The organism is Acinetobacter sp. UBA801, assembly GCA_002296655.1.
Classification (GTDB): domain Bacteria; phylum Pseudomonadota; class Gammaproteobacteria; order Pseudomonadales; family Moraxellaceae; genus Acinetobacter.
The window spans coordinates 1-17701 of sequence record DBIN01000050.1; the positions used below are offsets into that span (position 1 = coordinate 1).

Annotated in this window: 17 protein-coding genes, 3 tRNA genes and 1 pseudogene; 8 read left to right on the forward strand and 13 right to left on the reverse strand. The window is 41.6% G+C overall.

Annotation, left to right across the window (positions count from 1 at the left end):
- From B2W49_RS10170 to carA, 4 genes are all read right to left on the reverse strand, one after another.
- Window positions 1-185, reverse strand: a 185-nt coding sequence (locus B2W49_RS10170) for a transposase (RefSeq protein ID WP_153560515.1), incomplete at its 3' end; no start/stop codon positions are given.
- A 184-nt stretch (window positions 186-369) separates the two neighbouring features.
- Complete coding sequence (greA, locus tag B2W49_RS10175) at window positions 370-846, reverse strand: transcription elongation factor GreA (protein ID WP_291340641.1); 477 nt, start codon at window positions 844-846, stop codon at window positions 370-372.
- An 85-nt stretch (window positions 847-931) separates the two neighbouring features.
- Complete coding sequence (gene carB / locus B2W49_RS10180) at window positions 932-4162, reverse strand: carbamoyl-phosphate synthase large subunit (RefSeq protein ID WP_291340643.1); 3231 nt, start codon at window positions 4160-4162, stop codon at window positions 932-934.
- A gap of 15 nt (window positions 4163-4177) precedes the next feature.
- Window positions 4178-5317 (reverse strand): glutamine-hydrolyzing carbamoyl-phosphate synthase small subunit, encoded by a 1140-nt coding sequence (gene carA, locus B2W49_RS10185; RefSeq protein ID WP_291340644.1) that lies wholly within the window; start codon window positions 5315-5317, stop codon window positions 4178-4180.
- A gap of 321 nt (window positions 5318-5638) precedes the next feature.
- Between carA and B2W49_RS10190 the strand changes: the two genes are divergently transcribed.
- A complete protein-coding gene (locus B2W49_RS10190; RefSeq protein WP_291340646.1) occupies window positions 5639-6118 on the forward strand; it encodes a hypothetical protein in 480 nt (159 codons plus the stop codon).
- A 126-nt stretch (window positions 6119-6244) separates the two neighbouring features.
- Here the strand turns inward: B2W49_RS10190 and B2W49_RS10195 are convergent, their stop codons facing one another.
- A complete protein-coding gene (locus B2W49_RS10195) occupies window positions 6245-6784 on the reverse strand; it encodes a DOMON-like domain-containing protein (protein WP_291340648.1) in 540 nt (179 codons plus the stop codon).
- Window positions 6785-6790: 6 nt separating this feature from the next.
- Window positions 6791-7114 (reverse strand): ribosome assembly RNA-binding protein YhbY, encoded by a 324-nt coding sequence (yhbY, locus tag B2W49_RS10200; RefSeq protein WP_004972158.1) that lies wholly within the window; start codon window positions 7112-7114, stop codon window positions 6791-6793.
- 295 nt (window positions 7115-7409) lie between these two features.
- On the opposite strand from yhbY, the gene rlmE reads away from it, so the two are divergent.
- The 4 genes from rlmE (at window position 7410) to B2W49_RS10220 (ending at window position 11520) form a co-directional block, all read left to right on the forward strand.
- On the forward strand, window positions 7410-8060 hold the full coding sequence (gene rlmE / locus B2W49_RS10205; protein WP_291340650.1) for a 23S rRNA (uridine(2552)-2'-O)-methyltransferase RlmE: 651 nt from the start codon (window positions 7410-7412) through the stop codon (window positions 8058-8060).
- Window positions 8061-8196: 136 nt separating this feature from the next.
- Complete coding sequence (gene ftsH / locus B2W49_RS10210; RefSeq protein WP_291340652.1) at window positions 8197-10086, forward strand: ATP-dependent zinc metalloprotease FtsH; 1890 nt, start codon at window positions 8197-8199, stop codon at window positions 10084-10086.
- A gap of 173 nt (window positions 10087-10259) precedes the next feature.
- Window positions 10260-11114 carry a dihydropteroate synthase gene (gene folP, locus B2W49_RS10215; protein ID WP_291340654.1) on the forward strand — a complete coding sequence of 285 codons (855 nt, stop codon included), beginning with the start codon at window positions 10260-10262 and terminating at the stop codon, window positions 11112-11114.
- 91 nt (window positions 11115-11205) lie between these two features.
- Window positions 11206-11520, forward strand: coding sequence for a DUF5713 family protein (locus B2W49_RS10220; RefSeq protein WP_291340656.1), 315 nt, complete (start codon window positions 11206-11208; stop codon window positions 11518-11520).
- Window positions 11521-11545: 25 nt separating this feature from the next.
- Here B2W49_RS10220 and B2W49_RS10225 read toward each other — a convergent pair whose 3' ends face one another.
- Entirely contained in the window at window positions 11546-11971 is a 426-nt protein-coding gene (locus B2W49_RS10225; protein WP_291340657.1) for a hypothetical protein, read from the reverse strand.
- 115 nt (window positions 11972-12086) lie between these two features.
- Window positions 12087-12172 (reverse strand) — tRNA-Leu (locus B2W49_RS10230).
- 209 nt (window positions 12173-12381) lie between these two features.
- Here B2W49_RS10230 and B2W49_RS10235 point away from each other — a divergent pair.
- Window positions 12382-14068: pseudogene (locus B2W49_RS10235) on the forward strand (alkaline phosphatase D family protein).
- Between the two features lie 87 nt (window positions 14069-14155).
- On the opposite strand, the gene B2W49_RS10240 reads toward B2W49_RS10235, so the two are convergent.
- The 4 genes from B2W49_RS10240 to B2W49_RS10255 form a co-directional block, all read right to left on the reverse strand.
- Complete coding sequence (locus B2W49_RS10240; RefSeq protein WP_291340659.1) at window positions 14156-14419, reverse strand: hypothetical protein; 264 nt, start codon at window positions 14417-14419, stop codon at window positions 14156-14158.
- 36 nt (window positions 14420-14455) lie between these two features.
- Window positions 14456-14887: a hypothetical protein gene (locus tag B2W49_RS10245; RefSeq protein ID WP_291340661.1), complete on the reverse strand. Its 432-nt coding sequence runs from the start codon at window positions 14885-14887 to the stop codon at window positions 14456-14458.
- Window positions 14888-14996: 109 nt separating this feature from the next.
- Window positions 14997-15082 (reverse strand) — tRNA-Leu (locus B2W49_RS10250).
- Between the two features lie 15 nt (window positions 15083-15097).
- Window positions 15098-15171 (reverse strand) — tRNA-Cys (locus B2W49_RS10255).
- Between the two features lie 153 nt (window positions 15172-15324).
- On the opposite strand from B2W49_RS10255, the gene folD reads away from it, so the two are divergent.
- Window positions 15325-16173 (forward strand): bifunctional methylenetetrahydrofolate dehydrogenase/methenyltetrahydrofolate cyclohydrolase FolD, encoded by an 849-nt coding sequence (gene folD / locus B2W49_RS10260; RefSeq protein ID WP_291340662.1) that lies wholly within the window; start codon window positions 15325-15327, stop codon window positions 16171-16173.
- 199 nt (window positions 16174-16372) lie between these two features.
- A complete protein-coding gene (locus B2W49_RS10265) occupies window positions 16373-17041 on the forward strand; it encodes a class I SAM-dependent methyltransferase (protein WP_291340664.1) in 669 nt (222 codons plus the stop codon).
- Window positions 17042-17080: 39 nt separating this feature from the next.
- Here B2W49_RS10265 and B2W49_RS10270 read toward each other — a convergent pair whose 3' ends face one another.
- Window positions 17081-17515 carry a hypothetical protein gene (locus B2W49_RS10270; RefSeq protein ID WP_291340685.1) on the reverse strand — a complete coding sequence of 145 codons (435 nt, stop codon included), beginning with the start codon at window positions 17513-17515 and terminating at the stop codon, window positions 17081-17083.
- Window positions 17516-17701: the final 186 nt, after the last annotated feature.

Sequence of the window (17701 nt, forward strand, 5' to 3'; positions counted from 1 at the left end):
TGATGGCTGAAGATCCTGATCCAACGACTGACAAGGTTGGCATTAATACTATGTTGCAGTGCGACCGAAGCGATCGAGGTATTAGGATTTTTACAGGCATTGACAATACTGAGTTTGAATTCTTTGCTGTATGTTCTGCGTTTTTTAGCAACAGGAGGTGTTGCTGAATATATATCCATGTTCATGGATTAAGTCCCCACTTGTTTTTAGGTGGGAACTAAATTAAGGCTTATAGGATCGCTTGGTAAGGCTGTGTTAGCCGGATGCTTACAATTTTTGTCGCAGTATAATCCATACATCATTCATTGTGATTTTTAGACAATAAAAAACCCCTCAAAGAGGGGCATCGCGTGCAGTTATCTTTAATTCTTAAAGATATTCTACATTCACAATTTCGTATTCCACTTCGCCTTGCGGGGTCACAATTTTGGCTTCATCGCCTTCATTTTTACCCAACAAACCGCGTGCAATTGGCGAGTTCACTGAAATTTTATTGATTTTAAAATCAGCTTCATCATCACCTACAATTTTGTAAGTTTTTTGCTCTTCAGTCTCTAGGTTTTCAATGGTCACAGTTACACCAAAAACCACACGTCCGTTTTGTTCCAACTCTTTAACATCAATCACTTGGCAAGCGCCCAATTTACCTTCGATGTCTTGAATACGGCCTTCGCAGAAACCTTGCTGTTCACGTGCGGCATGGTATTCGGCATTTTCTTTTAAATCGCCATGTTCACGTGCTTCTGCAATCGCTGCAGTAATACGTGGACGATCCACAGTTTTCAGTTGGTGTAGTTCTTTCTCTAGGGCAAGTTTGCCTTCGGGAGTCATAGGATAACGTTGCATAGTTGTCCCTCAGTAATAAAAAATAAAAGTCTATAAATGAAAAAAGCCCGCCACCGAGAAGGTGGCGGGACTTCTCAGTAACGAATTAACCTAATGTTAAATCTTGCAAACGATATACATCCATTGGTAATTTAATCGCTAAGGCTTGGCAAACGGCATCTGCACCATTCAAGGTTGTGGTGTAATACACTTTACCTTGTAATGCAGAACGACGGATTGAGAATGAATCTTGCTGAGCTTGTTTACCTTCAGACGTATTGATGATGAGGTGAATCTCACCATTTTTCAAGCGGTCTACAATGTGCGGGCGACCTTCAGTCACTTTATTCACACGTTCACACTCAATACCTGCATCGGTGATGACTTTATGAGTGCCACTCGTTGCAACAAGTTTGAAGCCAAAATCAGCCAATTGTTTTGCAATACGCGCCACATGCGGTTTATCTGACTCACGTACAGACAAGAATGCATGTTTCACTTCGCCTTCAGTTGGAATTCCTGGTAAGCGATCATTCGAGCCTAGCACGGCTTTATAGAATGCTTCACCAAAAGTTTTGCCTACGCCCATGACTTCACCTGTAGATTTCATCTCAGGCCCAAGCACTGGGTCTACACCAGGGAATTTGTTGAATGGGAACACAGCTTCTTTCACAGAGAAGTGTTCCGGAATGATTTCTTTAGTAAAGCCTTGAGCTTCTAAAGATTGACCCGCCATACAACGTGCTGCAACTTTAGCCAATGATTCGCCAATACACTTAGAAACGAACGGAACAGTACGTGATGCACGTGGGTTCACTTCCAAGATATAAACGTCGTTGCCTTTCACTGCAAACTGTACGTTCATTAGACCAATAACGCCCAACTCTTTTGCCATTGCAACAGTTTGACGACGCATTTCGTCCTGTACTTCATCTGACAATGAGTAGGGTGGAATTGAACATGCCGAGTCACCAGAGTGAATACCTGCTTGTTCGATGTGCTGCATAATACCGCCAATCACCACATTTTTACCGTCAGATACGCAGTCTACATCAACTTCAATCGCATCATCCAAGAAACGGTCTAACAGTACAGGTGCATCGTTAGACGCTTGAACTGCATCACGCAGGTAGCGTTTCAATTCTTCCTCGTTATACACAATTTCCATTGCACGACCACCCAATACATAAGATGGACGAACAACGAGCGGATAACCTACTTTCGCTGCTTCTGCGATACCTTCTTCAGCAGATTTTACAATGCTGTTATTAGGTTGACGCAATTGCAGACGTTGAATCATTTGCTGGAAACGCTCACGGTCTTCTGCGCGGTCAATTGCATCTGGTGATGTACCAATAATTGGCGCACCTGCTTCTTCTAAAGCGCGTGCCAATTTCAATGGAGTTTGACCACCGTACTGCACAATAATGCCTTTTGGCTTTTCAGTACGTACGATTTCAAGTACATCTTCTAAAGTAATTGGTTCGAAGTACAAACGGTCTGAAGTATCGTAATCGGTAGATACTGTTTCAGGGTTACAGTTCACCATAATGGTTTCGTAACCGTCTTCACGCATTGCAAGCGCAGCGTGTACACAGCAGTAATCGAATTCAATACCTTGACCAATACGGTTTGGACCACCGCCAATCACCATGATCTTGTCTTTCGCTGAAGGGTTTGATTCACACTCTTCATCGTAAGTTGAATACATATATGCTGTGTCAGATTCAAACTCTGCAGCACAGGTATCCACGCGTTTGTAAACTGGGGTTACGCCCAAGTTCCAACGGTGTTTACGGAATTGCTTTTGTGAAATGCCCATCAAGTTCGCAATACGTAGGTCAGATAAACCTTTACGTTTGAACGAGCGAATGTTGTCAGCGTTTAGATCACCAAAACCTAAAGTTTTGATTTCGTTTTCAGTGTTAACGATGTCTTGAATTTGAATCAAGAACCAGCGGTCAATTTTGGTCGCTTCAAAAACTTCGTCCAAGCTAAAGCCGTGACGGAAAGCGTCAGCCACGTACCAAATACGCTCAGGGCCTGGAACTTTTAATTCAACTAAAATCTTGTCGCGTGCGCCTTCAGCACCCACTTCAATTTGTTCGTCAAAACCACAAGCACCAGTTTCTAAACCGCGAAGGGCTTTATTTACAGACTCTTGGAAATTACGGCCAATTGCCATGACTTCACCTACAGATTTCATCTGCGTGGTTAAAGTCGCGTCAGCTTGAGGGAACTTTTCAAAGTTGAAACGTGGAACTTTAGTTACAACGTAGTCAATTGCAGGTTCAAATGATGCAGGTGTTGTACCACCCGTGATGTCATTTTTCAATTCATCAAGGGTGTAGCCTACAGCCAATTTTGCTGCAACTTTTGCAATTGGGAAACCAGTTGCTTTAGAAGCCAGTGCAGATGAACGTGATACACGCGGGTTCATCTCAATCACAACCATACGGCCAGTATTCGGGCAAATACCGAACTGTACGTTAGAACCACCAGTTTCTACACCAATTTCACGCAGTACTGCTAAAGATGCATTACGCATCAATTGGTATTCTTTGTCTGTCAAGGTTTGCGCAGGAGCAACGGTAATTGAGTCACCTGTGTGCACGCCCATTGGATCAAAGTTTTCAATTGAGCATACGATGATACAGTTGTCGTTTTTGTCACGTACAACTTCCATCTCATATTCTTTCCAACCAATGAGTGATTCATCAATCAATAACTGTTTGGTTGGGGAAAGATCGAAACCGCGTTCACAAATTTCAAGGAATTCTTCTTTGTTGTATGCGATACCGCCACCAGAACCACCCATCGTGAATGATGGACGAATAATCACAGGGAAGCCAAAGCGAGATTGAATCTCAAGTGCTTCTTCCATAGATTCAGCAATCGCTGCTTTCGGGCACTCAAGACCAATTTTGCGCATTGCTTGATCAAACAGTTTACGGTCTTCAGCTTTTTCAATCGCGTCTTTGGTTGCACCAATCAATTCAACATTGTATTTGGCTAAAATACCGTTGGCATCTAATGCAAGCGCACAGTTCAACGCAGTTTGACCGCCCATAGTCGGAAGTACTGCATCTGGACGTTCTTTTTCAATGATTGCTGCAACAGTCTGCCAAGTGATTGGCTCGATATAGGTTGCATCTGCCATTGCAGGGTCAGTCATGATGGTCGCAGGGTTCGAGTTTACCAAAATAACGCGGTAACCTTCTTCACGCAGCGCTTTACATGCTTGAGCACCAGAATAGTCAAACTCACAAGCCTGACCAATAACAATAGGACCAGCACCAATAATTAAGATGCTTTTAATATCCGTACGTTTAGGCATTATTTCGCTCCTTAATTACTTCTTAGCGGCTTCAATAAGATCGATGAAATGATCGAACAATGGTGCGCAGTCATGTGGACCTGGACTTGCTTCTGGGTGACCTTGGAAGCTAAATGCAGGCTTGTCTGTACGATGAATACCTTGGTTTGTGCCATCGAACAATGAACGATGCGTTGAACGTACATTGCTTGGTAAGGTGTTTTCATCTACCGCGAAGCCGTGGTTCTGAGAAGTAATCATCACTGTACCAGTATCTAAATTCTGTACAGGATGGTTTGCGCCGTGGTGACCGTGCGACATTTTCATTGTTTTTGCACCAGATGCAAGTGCAAGAATTTGGTGACCTAAGCAGATACCAAATACAGGGGTATTCGTGGTTTCTACAATTGTTTTTACAGCTTCAATTGCGTAGTCACATGCAGCAGGGTCGCCAGGACCATTTGACAAGAAAATGCCATCTGGGTTCAGTGCAAGTACGTCAGCAGCAGGGGTTTGTGCAGGGACAACGGTTAATTTGCAACCGCGGTCTGCGAGCATACGCAGGATGTTGGTTTTGACACCGTAATCGTATGCAACCACATGATATTTAAGTTCAGGTTGAGTAAAGCCTCTGCCAAGTTCCCATGAGCCCTCAGTCCATTCAAAACCTTCAGGGTCACAGCATACTTTTGCAAGATCTAAGCCGTTTAAGCCGCCAAATGCACGTGCTTTCGCAATTGCTTCTTCTTCAGTGATATTTTCACCAGCAAGAATACAACCGTTTTGCGCACCTTTGGAACGTAAAATACGGGTCAATTTACGGGTGTCAATATCGGCAATTGCAACAACATTGTGTTGTTGTAAGTATTCACCTAATGATTGAGTAGAACGGAAGTTACTGTGTAATAAAGGCAAGTCACGGATAATTAAACCGTTTGCCCATACGTTATGAATTCGACCTGACTCAACATCTTCATCATTGCAACCAGTGTTCCCAATATGTGGGTAAGTTAAAGTCACAATTTGTTGTGCATAACTCGGGTCGGTTAAAATTTCTTGATAGCCAGTCATGGCAGTGTTAAAAACGACTTCACCAGTCGTGCTTCCCGTTGCACCGATAGACGTACCTTTAAAGATTGTACCGTCGGCGAGGGCTAAAATGGCGGGGGTGCTCAAACCAAAGCTCCTGAACTAAAACCACAAAAATAGGGCTGTAAAAAAGCGAGTAGACGAAAAAAAAGGAAGGTCAATGTTTAAACCTACCCTCCCATGTCTGCTCGCTTGAACTTAACATTGCATTATACGCACGCACTCATTAAAAGTCCATTGCGAATCTGACGAATATGTAAGTTAAAAGACTTGCTTTTTTGCTAAGTTTATGTTTCGCGTGTAGTCCAAATGTAATCAATCTATGATTGTTAGACAATCCAAAAACCATTTTAGTCTAAATTGCCTTATGCTTAAATTATAAACAACAACGACCTTGGGTGAAGCAAAATGACTGAACAAAAAAAATCAGTATTTGACAAAAACGCAATCAAAGATGCGGTACATGAAAGTGCTGAAAAGCTTGAAAATGTAACGCATGATGCTAAAGAGCAGGTGCTTGATGTGGTTGCGGAAACGCAAGAAAAACTGCAAACCGAAGCCAAACAACTCAATGCTAGCGTGCAAGAACAATTGGGTCAGTTAAAGCAAGATGTGTTGCAAAAAATTGAAGCTTTAAAGGCACAATTTGGCAGTTCACCTAAAGATTTGGGTGAATTAAAAGACTTTGTGAAAACTGAATTTAGTGCAATCATTGAAGACCTTTCTAAACTTGGTAAAGAGTTGAAAGAAGATGTCAGTAGCATTTCAGTGAAACACAAAGATCAATTGGCTGAAACTTTTAAGCGTTCTAAAGAGCACACATTAGAAGCGTGGAAAAAAGTAAATCCATCAAAAACTGAAAAAAATGAAGAAACTGATCAAGCATAATATAGTTTAAACTGTTGCTGATTCAGCCATAAAAAAAGTGAGGTCATACGCCTCACTTTTTTTTATTCAAATTTTTTGCTCAAACCAAAAATTAATTCTTTCAATCTAAACTATTATTAATCACAGTTAAAACTGATGTAGCCAATCTCGCTTATTGTGAAAATCGGCGGCAGGACTGCTGTGTTGCATGGCATAAAACTGTTCACCCTGACTGGTTTTGAGCACAGCAGTGAGCCCAATAAACAAATCTGTCCATTTCAGTTTATGTTTCAGCATAAATTCGGTTAAATCCAAACTGACATTTAAACCGTAATGCGTGCGTTTCAACTGATTCAACTCAATATCATAAGCGGCCATAGGTGGAATTTGCTCAGGATAACGATATTCTTCAAAGGCATACGCCTGCCAAGCTTGAGAAGGGGAGAGATTGACTTCGCGATAAAAATCTTCGCCCTGAACGCCAATGAAAATTTCAAAGCAGGTCTGTTCCCACAAAAAGTCCTGACGTGGATGTGAAGTCACCAATGCAGGCCATTCGACCCATTGATTAGGATCACGCAGCCAGTAACCTACATTTAAGCTAAACGGACTTTGTTGCTCAATTGCACCGACCAAAGAAATCGCTTGACACTGACGATCAAAGGCGCTGAGTTCGTAACTTGCCATATAAACTTAGTTAGACAAATGGGCGTGACGAACTAAATTTGACAACTTGGCATTTTGTTTTGCTGCTTTTTTATAAAGCAAAGCAATTTTACCAATCGTTTGTACCACTTCAGAACCTGTTGCTGCAGCAATTTCAGTAATTACAGCTGCACGTACTTCACGGTCTTCACCACCAATTTTGACTTTTATCAATTCGTGATCGTTTAAAGCACGGTTGGTTTCTTCAATTACATTTTCAGTCAAACCTTGACCGCCAACCATCACTACAGGGTTAAGTGCATGACCAATTTGACGTAAACGCTTGCGTTCCTGAATAGAGAGAGCCGCCATAAAGATAACCTAATTTTAAAAACGGCTTAGTATAACAAAAGCCAATTTGAAACGCTGTAAATTCTATGCAAATAATCCGCGAACGTGGAGCAGTGCAAAAATATCAAAATTGAACATTTGCTTAGGTTTATCTAACGGTGATGAGTATTTTTTTAGGTCCCGGTACAGAAATAAGCGATGGATTTAATAGAAAAAACTTGTCAGTTATTGGCATTTAGATACAGATGTCTACTGCAAGCTTGCTAATTTTCACGTACAATCGCAATTTAGATGGCTATTCGTTACTAAGAGAGTTATGGCAACACGGATTACCAACCAAAAGTTATCCAAAAGTAGTCGCGCGTGGATGAGAGAGCACCTAGATGATCCCTTTGTGAAAAGAGCGCAAAAAGAAGGGTATCGTGCACGTGCTGCTTACAAACTACTTGAGATTCAAGAAAAATATAAACTGATCAAACCAGGCATGACGGTGGTGGACTTAGGTGCAGCACCGGGTAGTTGGTCGCAAATCGCAGGGAAACTTGTCGGTGACAAAGGTTTGGTGATCGCTTCCGATATTTTAGAAATGGACGCACTACCAGATGTGACCTTTTTACAAGGTGACTTCCGCGAAGAAGAAGTGTTCGAAAAATTGTTAAATATTTTAAACGGACGCACGGTAGATGTTGTAATTTCCGATATGGCCCCCAATACATCAGGTAATAAAGCTGTAGATCAACCGCGTCAAATTTACTTATGTGAGTTGGCTCTTGATTTTGCCAACCGCGTATTGGGACCCAATGGTCAGTTTGTGGTCAAAGTGTTCCAAGGTTCTGGATTTGACGAATTTCGTAAACAAGTCGTGGACAGTTTTGATGTTTTAAAGACAGCAAAACCTGCTGCTTCACGTGCGCGTTCCAAAGAAGTATTCCTTATTGGACAAGGGCGTAAAAACGCGTCTAAATAAAGTTTACTTGCCAAGCCGCTAAAAATTGTGCATTTTGTACGTTTTTAATGAATTGTCTAGCTGATGTTCAGCTTTTTGAATGAAAGGTCACCCAGTAACGGGCATGATCAAATTAGATTGATATGGGAATAAAGCTTTGAGCGATCTCTTCAAGAATGCCGTATTGTGGCTGATTATACTTGGTGTGCTGATTCTAATTTTCAGCAACATCAATAACAGTGAAAAGCCAACTGCAATGAACTACTCAGAGTTCGTTGCAGCGGTGAATGCTGGTCAAATTAAGCAAGTCACAATTGATGGCGAAAGAATTAGTGGCGAAAAAGTCAACGGCACGTCCTTTGAAAGCATTCGTCCAGCAGTTCAAGATCCTGAACTGATGTCGAATCTGATTAAAAACAACGTTGTAGTTGAAGGTACTGCACCTCAACGTCAAGGTTTGTTAATGCAACTATTGATCGCAAGTTTCCCTGTACTTTTAATCATTTTGTTATTCATGTTCTTTATGCGCAACATGGGTGGCGGTGCAGGTGGTAAAAACGGCCCGATGAGCTTTGGTAAGTCTAAAGCCAAAATGTTGTCTGAAGACCAAATTAAAGTCACATTTGCCGATGTTGCGGGTTGTGACGAAGCAAAACAAGAAGTGGTTGAAATTGTAGATTTCTTAAAAGACCCAGCTAAATTCAAACGTTTAGGTGCAACTATTCCTAAAGGTGTGTTGATGGTGGGTCCACCGGGTACAGGTAAAACCTTATTGGCCAAAGCCATTGCAGGTGAAGCTAAGGTGCCATTTTTCAGTATTTCTGGTTCTGACTTCGTTGAAATGTTCGTGGGTGTTGGTGCTTCTCGTGTCCGTGATATGTTCGAGCAAGCTAAACGTCATGCACCATGTATCATCTTTATTGATGAGATTGATGCGGTGGGGCGTCACCGTGGTTCAGGTACAGGTGGTGGACATGATGAACGTGAGCAAACACTTAACCAAATGCTTGTTGAAATGGACGGTTTTGAAGGCAATGAAGGTATTATTGTCATCGCTGCGACAAACCGTGCCGATGTACTGGATAAAGCTTTATTGCGTCCAGGTCGTTTTGACCGTCAAGTCATGGTTGGCTTGCCAGACATTAAAGGTCGTGAGCAAATTCTAAATGTTCACTTGAAGAAATTGCCTTCTGTTACAGGGGTAGATGTCAAAGTCCTGGCACGTGGTACACCTGGTTTCTCAGGTGCGCAATTGGCGAACCTTGTGAATGAAGCTGCATTGTTTGCTGCCCGTCGTAATAAAAACACGGTGGATATGCACGACTTTGAAGATGCTAAAGACAAGTTGTATATGGGCCCTGAACGTAAGTCGATGGTGCTGCGTGAAGAAGAACGTCGTGCAACGGCTTACCATGAAGCAGGCCATGCGATTGTTGCTGAAATGTTGCCAGGTACAGACCCTGTTCATAAAGTGACGATTATGCCACGTGGTTGGGCATTGGGTGTGACATGGCAACTGCCTGAGCATGACCAAACTAGCCATTATAAAGACAAAATGCTAAATGACTTGTCCATTTTATTTGGTGGTCGTATTGCGGAAGAGGTCTTTATCAACCAAATGTCGACAGGCGCATCGAATGACTTTGAGCGTGCGACTAAATTGGCGCGTGCGATGGTGACCAAATACGGTATGTCTGAAAAGTTAGGTGTGATGGTCTACGAAGATGATACTCAACAATCATTCATGGGTAGTTTAGGTAGCCGTACGATTTCTGAAGCAACCCAACAACAGGTAGATGCTGAAGTTCGTCGTATTATTGATGAGCAATATAAAGTAGCCCGCGATATTTTGGAAAATAACCAAGACATTGCCCACGCAATGGTAAAAGCATTGTTGGAATGGGAAACCATTGATCGTGACCAAATCCGTGACATCATGGAAGGTCGTGAGCCACAGCCACCTAAGGTATATATTGCAGACAATCCTGTGATTGATGTGACGCCAACTGATGGTCCTAGCACACCGCCGCCATTACCAGCGAGCTAGTCAGCTAACATGATTCAAAAAAGAGTCTTTATATAAAGGCTCTTTTTTATTTGTGTAGTTTACGTGCAGTTGTGACACGAATATTGGCAATGTTGAAGCCCACTGAAAAGAATTCAGCATCTTCAAAATTAGCCTTGTTAAAATAAGCATTTCAAATTAAAAGGAAGACAAGCATGCAGCTAATGCCATTACCAAAACGCATATTGCAATGTGGGCGTTTGAGTTTAGACTTGTCTCAGCCGCATGTGATGGGAATTCTAAATGTGACACCAGACTCGTTTAGTGATGGTGGGCGACATAATGAAAAAGATGCTGCTGTGGCGCGTGCGTTGGAAATGATGACCGAAGGTGCAACCGTGATTGATATTGGTGGTGAGTCTACACGTCCGGGGGCAAGTCCAGTCGGTGTGGAAGAAGAAATGCGTCGTGTGGTGCCTGTGGTAGAAGTCTTATCTGCTTATGATGTGGTACTTTCCATTGATACGTCACAACCAGAAGTGATTCGTGCTGCGGTAGCTGCAGGGGCACATATCTGGAATGATGTACGTGCGCTGACCCGACCAAATGCGTTGCAAACAGCCGCAGATTTAAATATCCCTGTGGTTATTATGCACATGCGCGGTGAACCAACCACCATGAACAATTTAGATCAATATGATGATGTCACTGCAGATGTGATTGCAGAGTTGCAGCAACGTGTCGCCGATGCTTTGGCGGTAGGGGTCAAGCCTGAAAATATCATGATTGATCCAGGTTTTGGTTTTGCGAAAAATGCACAGCAGAATCTGAAACTGTTAAATGAGTTGCATCAACTTAATGGTATGGGGTATCCAATTTTGTCAGCATTGTCCCGTAAACGCTTTATTGGTGAAGCTTTGGGTGGGGCAGAGCCAACACAGCGTGCAGTTGCTTCTGTGGCAGCGCATTTACTCAGTATTCAGCAAGGTGCTTGTATGGTGCGTGCGCATGATGTGAAAGCCATGTCTGATGCTATTAAAGTTTGGCAAGCAATGCAATTAGCAAATTAAGCGCTGTTTGTAGATTTGAGGCGAAGCTAGAATTAAAGTCCTGCTTATGCTATATAAGCACGCTTAAATATCTGTATTTTTGAGTGCCTGTATGTTTGCAGATTTACTTCTCCCTATGTTTGATGATGAGTTTTATCCTGATATTTTAGTTGCTGAGTTAAAACAACTGATTCAACAGTTTGCAAAACACGTGTCCAAATCCAATTTATCTGAAGCGGATATTTATCATTTTGCCGATCAGACCGTGCAAGCCATCAATAAAATGAAACCACAATTTGAAGATCTGGATTCAGATTTGGACGATACCGCAGCAGATTATATTGCTGAGGCGATGATGATGGTGTTGCAAGATCAAGGCTATTTCGAGATTGAAATGGAAGCGTTAATTGCAACGCGAGAGTGGTGATTGATCACTCTCTTGTATCTTTAATTTATGGGTGATTCAATAAATCATCTAAAACATCATTCAAATGGCAACTTTGTTGTGTATGTAGTTCTGCAATTTCCCGTACATTCAGCGTGTATTGCCCATTGTGTTCACTCGGCTTTGCAATTAAATTCACCCAAAACTTTGTATTTTGTTGCAGCAAAGTTTTGAGTTGCTTTTTATCTTCAGGATTTTGGAAATCTAATAAATATAAATCGTTGCCTAAGCTGCAACGACGTAGTTGTAACTCTTGCTTTTTATATTGCACTGTTCCCGCAAAAATATCATAAAATTCTGCATCAGTTTCAATTGGGCTTACGGACTCGGTTGCTGACTCAAGGCTGGGATTTTGTGCCTGGCTTGCAAAACTGAGCAAGCAGCATAAACAGGTCATCCACTTGAAAGAGAAGATAAAGCGTTGTAGAAACATTGCAAATCATCGGCACATAAATATTATTGTTTTCAATATTATATTTTTTAGGCATAAAAAAACCAGCGTAATGCTGGAGTTCTTTATTTGCACCATTTGAATGATTTCATTCAAATGGTGCCCGAGGCCAGACTCGAACTGGCACGCTTTGAGGGCGGGGGATTTTAAATCCCCTGTGTCTACCGATTTCACCACTCGGGCATGTGCGCAATAATAGAGGACGAAATAAATCTTGGCAAGTAAATTTATTTACAATTGCTTTCTTTTCAATCAATTCAATTCATTAGCCATTATAGACATCTCTATTTAGCTCATTTTTTCGATTTGTCATTAATCCGTCATCATTTGGAGATTAAAGCGACATCATGATTCTTTATGTTGTTTGCTTTAGAAAAATAAAAGGAAAATTTATGAGCATTCGTTTAAATCGTCGTGAACTGATTCAAAAAGGTTTAGCGGGGTTTGGGGCACTATCATTACCTGTGGCGTTGACTGCATGTCGAGATGACAATGAAAACACAGCAGGAAGTACACTAAAAGTGCAGTTTTTGCATGATGTGGGAGATTTCAGTAGATCAGGACTTTAAGCAACTCGCCGCCTCAGGCAAAGTCCTTACTACAGCTGCGCAAGATTTTACTGTAAAGGTCGATGCAGATCGTTTGCAGGCAGGTACTAAATATTATTACCGTTTCCGTTTTGGCGGTGTGATATCGCCCGTAGGTCAAACCAAAACTTTACCTCAACGCAGTGATCGGGTGAAATTTGCAGTTTGCTCTTGCTCAAACTACCCTGCAGGTTATTTCCATGTCTACAAAGAAATGGCACAGGAAAACAATCTGGATGTGATTATTCACTTGGGGGATTACATTTATGAATATGGACAAGGTGGGTACGCAACTGATGATGCAAAACAGTTAGGGCGTACCTTTGCTGCAGACAATGATAAAGAAATTATCGAATTAGATGATTATCGTAAACGCTATGCTTTATATCGTAGCGATGCAGATTTGCAAGTCGCACACCAACGTTATCCATTTATTGTCATTTGGGATGACCATGAACTCAGTAATGATACTTGGGAAGCGGGCGCAGATAATCATCAAGAATGTGAAGGTAGCTTTATAGAGCGCCAGATTGCAGCCTTGAAAGCCTATTTTGAATGGATGCCGATTCGTCCAGTTGCAGAAAATGATCACTTAAATATTTATCGTCAATTTGATTTTGGTGGTTTGGTCAATTTGATGATGCTGGATACTCGTATTTTGGCACGCCATAAGCAATTAGATTATGCAGATTATATGACGGCAACAGGTATGGATGTTGCCCGATTTATGGCAGATTTAAGCAGCAATAGCCGTAGTTTATTGGGCGTAAAACAACTGCAATGGTTACAAGCACAATTGATGCAGTCCACTGCCAAATGGAATGTGTTGGGCCAACAAGTGTTGATGGCGAAAATGCTGATTCCACAAGAATTGTTATTGCTTTTAGGGCAAATTACCAATGGTGATCAACGACCTGAAACACTTGCTCAAATGAAGCAGAAAATTGAGGAATTTGTCACGCTGAAAATGCGTTTAAAAGCGAATGATCCAACTTTGACAGCAATGGATGAAGCGCGTTTGAATGCAGTTGCACCTTATAACCTTGATGCTTGGGATGGTTATGCCTATGAACGTGAAGTAGTGTATGGGACATTGCAACAGCTTGGGAAAAAAGCAGTGGTATTGGCAGGTGATACCCATAATGCTTGGGCTGCAAGCTTGTATACACATGCAACAAATCATGAGGTTGGGGTTGAGTTCGCGACCAGTTCGGTATCATCGCCAGGCATTGAATATTACTTAAATGTGCCTGCAGCGGAAATGGTAGAGTTAGAGAATGCCTTCAAATTGCTGATAGATGAGCTGGATTATTGCAACCTAAATCAACGCGGTTATTTAACAGTGACTTTCGATCATGATCAAGTAGTTGCCGATTGGAAGTTTGTAGATACGGTGAAGGTACGTGAATACAAAATAGATTCAACACGTAGTCATCAAATGACCTACGATGTGCACTTAAAACCAATCATTGAAGTTGCTAAAACCGCCTAAAAATTGGTGTGATGTTTACAGAAAACCGAGCTTAAGTTGCTCGGTTTTAATTTTTTTGATGAGGTTTCTGATGTTTGGAGTGAAATTTTAATCGAGTTTCTCTTGAATATAACTGTCTAAATCTATGTATTTAATGCTTTTACATAAATTATGCTCAGCCTGCATAAGTTGTTGGTGTAATTCCATTGCATGTTGATATTGCTGATTTAATTGGGTAAAACGAGAACTGTTTTTATTAGTAAAATACATCCGATATTGAATTTTGGCAGCCTGACGATATGACCAATATGCAACACGGCGAAATTGCGTCAAGCAATATTTTTGTTCAAGGCTAATGTGGTCACGAAACATATTCTCTTTATAAAAACGTACAAAACCAAAACTAATTCAGAAAAAGAATAAAATCCCTTGCAGAATTGCATTCTGAACATAGGCCAAATTTAATGCTTGTAGCAGAATCAATACTGCTATTTTCACAGTGGCGTGTTGTTGCAGTTGATACCATGATGCGGAACTGTGTTTAATTTGATATAGCACATAAGGCAGAAGCAGCATAAAACCAAGCATGATGATTATAATTGCTAATGCTTTGGCTTGAAAGGCGTCGTACTGAGGTGCAAGGTTTTGAATGCCGTGTGCCAGACTGATTGAAATAGGAATAAAAATCAGGCAGGCCAAGACCCAAGGAATCATTTCTTTCCAATCATCCAACATACCTTTGCTTTGAATAAAACCATAAAACAAAATATTTCTTTTAAATGCAGCAGGGTATTGTTGTTGCAATTGCTGCAAATCAAGAAGCGCTTGTTTTGGGTTCATAGAGGCATCATTGAATATTGAATGAAGAAAGGAAAACCTAAAATTTAGGCATAAAAAAACCAGCGATATGCCGGGTTCTTTATTTGCACCATTTTAATCTGTTTTAAAATGGTGCCCGAGGCCAGACTCGAACTGGCACGCTTTGAGGGCGGGGGATTTTAAATCCCCTGTGTCTACCGATTTCACCACTCGGGCATAGTTTTACAAGATTGGAGGCGGAGGTCGGAATCGAACCGGCGTCCACGGAGTTGCAGTCCGCTGCATGACCACTCTGCCACCCCGCCGCGTCTTGTTGATGCGTATATTAGCAAGCTCTGAAAAAAAAACAATACTATTAAATGAGCAGATGCACATTAATTCGGCATATAGAATAAAATAGCCTAAATAATCATGTATTATTTGCAAAATTGATTCATATCAACATTTGGAGATGTGCCGTGGCATTAATTTTAGATGGTCGTGCATTGGCAAAACAAATTGAAGCTGATCTGTTAACACGAGTAGAAGCGTTAAAAGCAAAATCAGGTCGTACCCCAATTCTAGCGACTATTTTGGTCGGTGATGACGGTGCATCTGCAACTTATGTACGCATGAAGGGTAATGCTTGCCGTCGTGTGGGCATGGATTCTTTAAAAGTAGAATTGCCAACAGAAACCACCACAGAACAACTTTTGGCAGAAATTGAAAAGTTGAATGCAAATCCTGATGTGCATGGTATTTTGTTGCAACACCCAGTTCCTGCACAAATTGATGAGCGTGCTTGCTTTGATGCAATTTCGCTTGAAAAAGATGTAGACGGTGTGACTTGCCTTGGTTATGGACGCATGGCGATGGGTGAGGCTGCTTATGGTTCTGCAACACCAGCAGGCATTATGACCATCCTAAAAGAAAACAACATTGAAATCGCAGGCAAACATGCTGTTGTTGTGGGGCGTTCAGCAATTTTAGGTAAGCCAATGGCTGCGATGCTGCTTGAAGCCAATGCAACGGTAACAACTTGCCATTCACGTACACAAAACTTGGCAGACTTTGTAAAACAGGCCGACATTATTGTAGGTGCGGTAGGTAAAGCAGAATTGATTCAAAAAGACTGGATTAAACAAGGTGCTGTGGTTGTTGATGCAGGCTTCCATCCACGTGATGGCGGTGGTGTTGGTGATATCCAATTGCAAGGCATTGAAGATATAGCTTCTGCCTATACGCCTGTACCAGGTGGTGTTGGCCCAATGACGATTACAACGTTGATTCGTCAAACAGTTGAAGCGGCTGAGAAAGCGTTAGGTTAAGCCCGATCTCCCTCTTTTGCGCTTCAATTTAAAAGCAGTGCTTTAAATTTTGCTCTGGAGAGGGAAAATTCATTACTAAAATAATGGATGCTCCTTCTCCCTTTGCGAGAAGCTTGGAATGAGGCGTTAGAATAATCCTCTCCCTACCTCTCCTTAAAGAAGGGAAGGGAATTTTTTAAATCACAACGAATAAAATCCAATGAGCTGTACCTTTCATTTTGCTAAAGCCCCTGAACATCTCTTAGATGCTTTGCATGATGTGATTCCAAATTGTGAATTACTTGCACAGCAATTGCCTGAAACGCCTATTTCGCTATGGCTTATTCCACCCGTATTTCCGACTGACAAGTTGGATGATGAAGTCATTCGTCGTATTTGGAATGATACACCTTACTGGATTTTCTGTTGGGCTTCAGGACTTGCAATGGCGCAATGGTTATTGGCAGAACCGCAGCAAGTTAAAGATAAAGTCGTTTTAGACTTTGGTGCAGGTTCAGGCGTGGTGGCGATTGCTGCAAAAATGGCAGGTGCTAAACGGGTAATTTGCTGTGATATTGATTCTATCAGCCTTGCAGCCTGTCGTGCCAATGCTGAATTGAATAATGTGGTGCTTGAATATTTAGATGATCTATACAAAGCAGAACAAGTGGATGTTTTGCTAGCTGCCGATGTGCTTTATGATCAATGCAATCGCTTTTTTTTAGATGAGTTCTTAAAGTTTGCTCCAGAGGTTTGGGTGGCAGATAGCCGAGTGAAAAACTTTAGTCATCCACAATATATAAAAATAGATGAACGCAGCGCGACCACATGGCCAGATTTGGATGAAGCCAAAGAGTTCCGTAATGTGAGTTTTTATAAGACGCGATAAATCATCACGTCTTATAGGAGGTAAGTTTTGTGATACGAATTAATTACAGCTATAACGCACAATGCGCAGTGAGCTTGGACGAGCATCTAAGGCCTGACGTGTAGCATAGTTTTCAGTGCTATGCAGTTCAGGTGTGTTTGATAAGCCAATAGATGTACGGCTTTGTCCAAGTTGGCGACCATACGGGTCTTTTTGGTTTGCTGCAGGATTCACAACTTCATTAATACTTAAAATATGCAATTGATAAGTTTTATGTGAACCAAGTTCTTCTTGGCAAGCACGCTGTAATTTACTTTCATCGCGCTGCTGGTTTTGACGTCCTGCAAGTGTGTAGGCTAATACTGCGGTACGATCGGTTTTGCTTTCGACTTTATAGCCGACAAAACTTTTCTCATTTTGCTCTGGCAAACTTTGACAAGCGGATAAACCCAACCCAAGTCCCGTCATAGCGAAAATAATCATTGTATTCTTCATGGTTTTATTCATGATCATGTCCCAGGTTTTGATGTCATTTCATTCTTGTTGTAAGTATGCCATAGCTGATAGGACAAAGCATGGCTTTGTTGGCGGTGTAGCTGGCTGTCTATATTTGGGGTTGATGAGCGTGTGCCTGTGATGTCATGTTTTTAGCTTGAATCTTCGTATTATTTAGTATTTACA

Coding starts and splice junctions, on each gene's coding strand:
- greA (WP_291340641.1), bottom strand. CDS start 846: ATGCAACGTTATCCTATGACTCCCGAAGGCAAACTTGCCCTAGAGAAA.
- carB (WP_291340643.1), bottom strand. CDS start 4,162: ATGCCTAAACGTACGGATATTAAAAGCATCTTAATTATTGGTGCTGGT.
- B2W49_RS10190 (WP_291340646.1), top strand. CDS start 5,639: ATGACTGAACAAAAAAAATCAGTATTTGACAAAAACGCAATCAAAGAT.
- B2W49_RS10195 (WP_291340648.1), bottom strand. CDS start 6,784: ATGGCAAGTTACGAACTCAGCGCCTTTGATCGTCAGTGTCAAGCGATT.
- yhbY (WP_004972158.1), bottom strand. CDS start 7,114: ATGGCGGCTCTCTCTATTCAGGAACGCAAGCGTTTACGTCAAATTGGT.
- rlmE (WP_291340650.1), top strand. CDS start 7,410: ATGGCAACACGGATTACCAACCAAAAGTTATCCAAAAGTAGTCGCGCG.
- folP (WP_291340654.1), top strand. CDS start 10,260: ATGCAGCTAATGCCATTACCAAAACGCATATTGCAATGTGGGCGTTTG.
- B2W49_RS10220 (WP_291340656.1), top strand. CDS start 11,206: ATGTTTGCAGATTTACTTCTCCCTATGTTTGATGATGAGTTTTATCCT.
- B2W49_RS10225 (WP_291340657.1), bottom strand. CDS start 11,971: ATGTTTCTACAACGCTTTATCTTCTCTTTCAAGTGGATGACCTGTTTA.
- B2W49_RS10240 (WP_291340659.1), bottom strand. CDS start 14,419: ATGTTTCGTGACCACATTAGCCTTGAACAAAAATATTGCTTGACGCAA.
- B2W49_RS10245 (WP_291340661.1), bottom strand. CDS start 14,887: ATGAACCCAAAACAAGCGCTTCTTGATTTGCAGCAATTGCAACAACAA.
- B2W49_RS10265 (WP_291340664.1), top strand. CDS start 16,373: ATGAGCTGTACCTTTCATTTTGCTAAAGCCCCTGAACATCTCTTAGAT.
- B2W49_RS10270 (WP_291340685.1), bottom strand. CDS start 17,515: ATGAAGAATACAATGATTATTTTCGCTATGACGGGACTTGGGTTGGGT.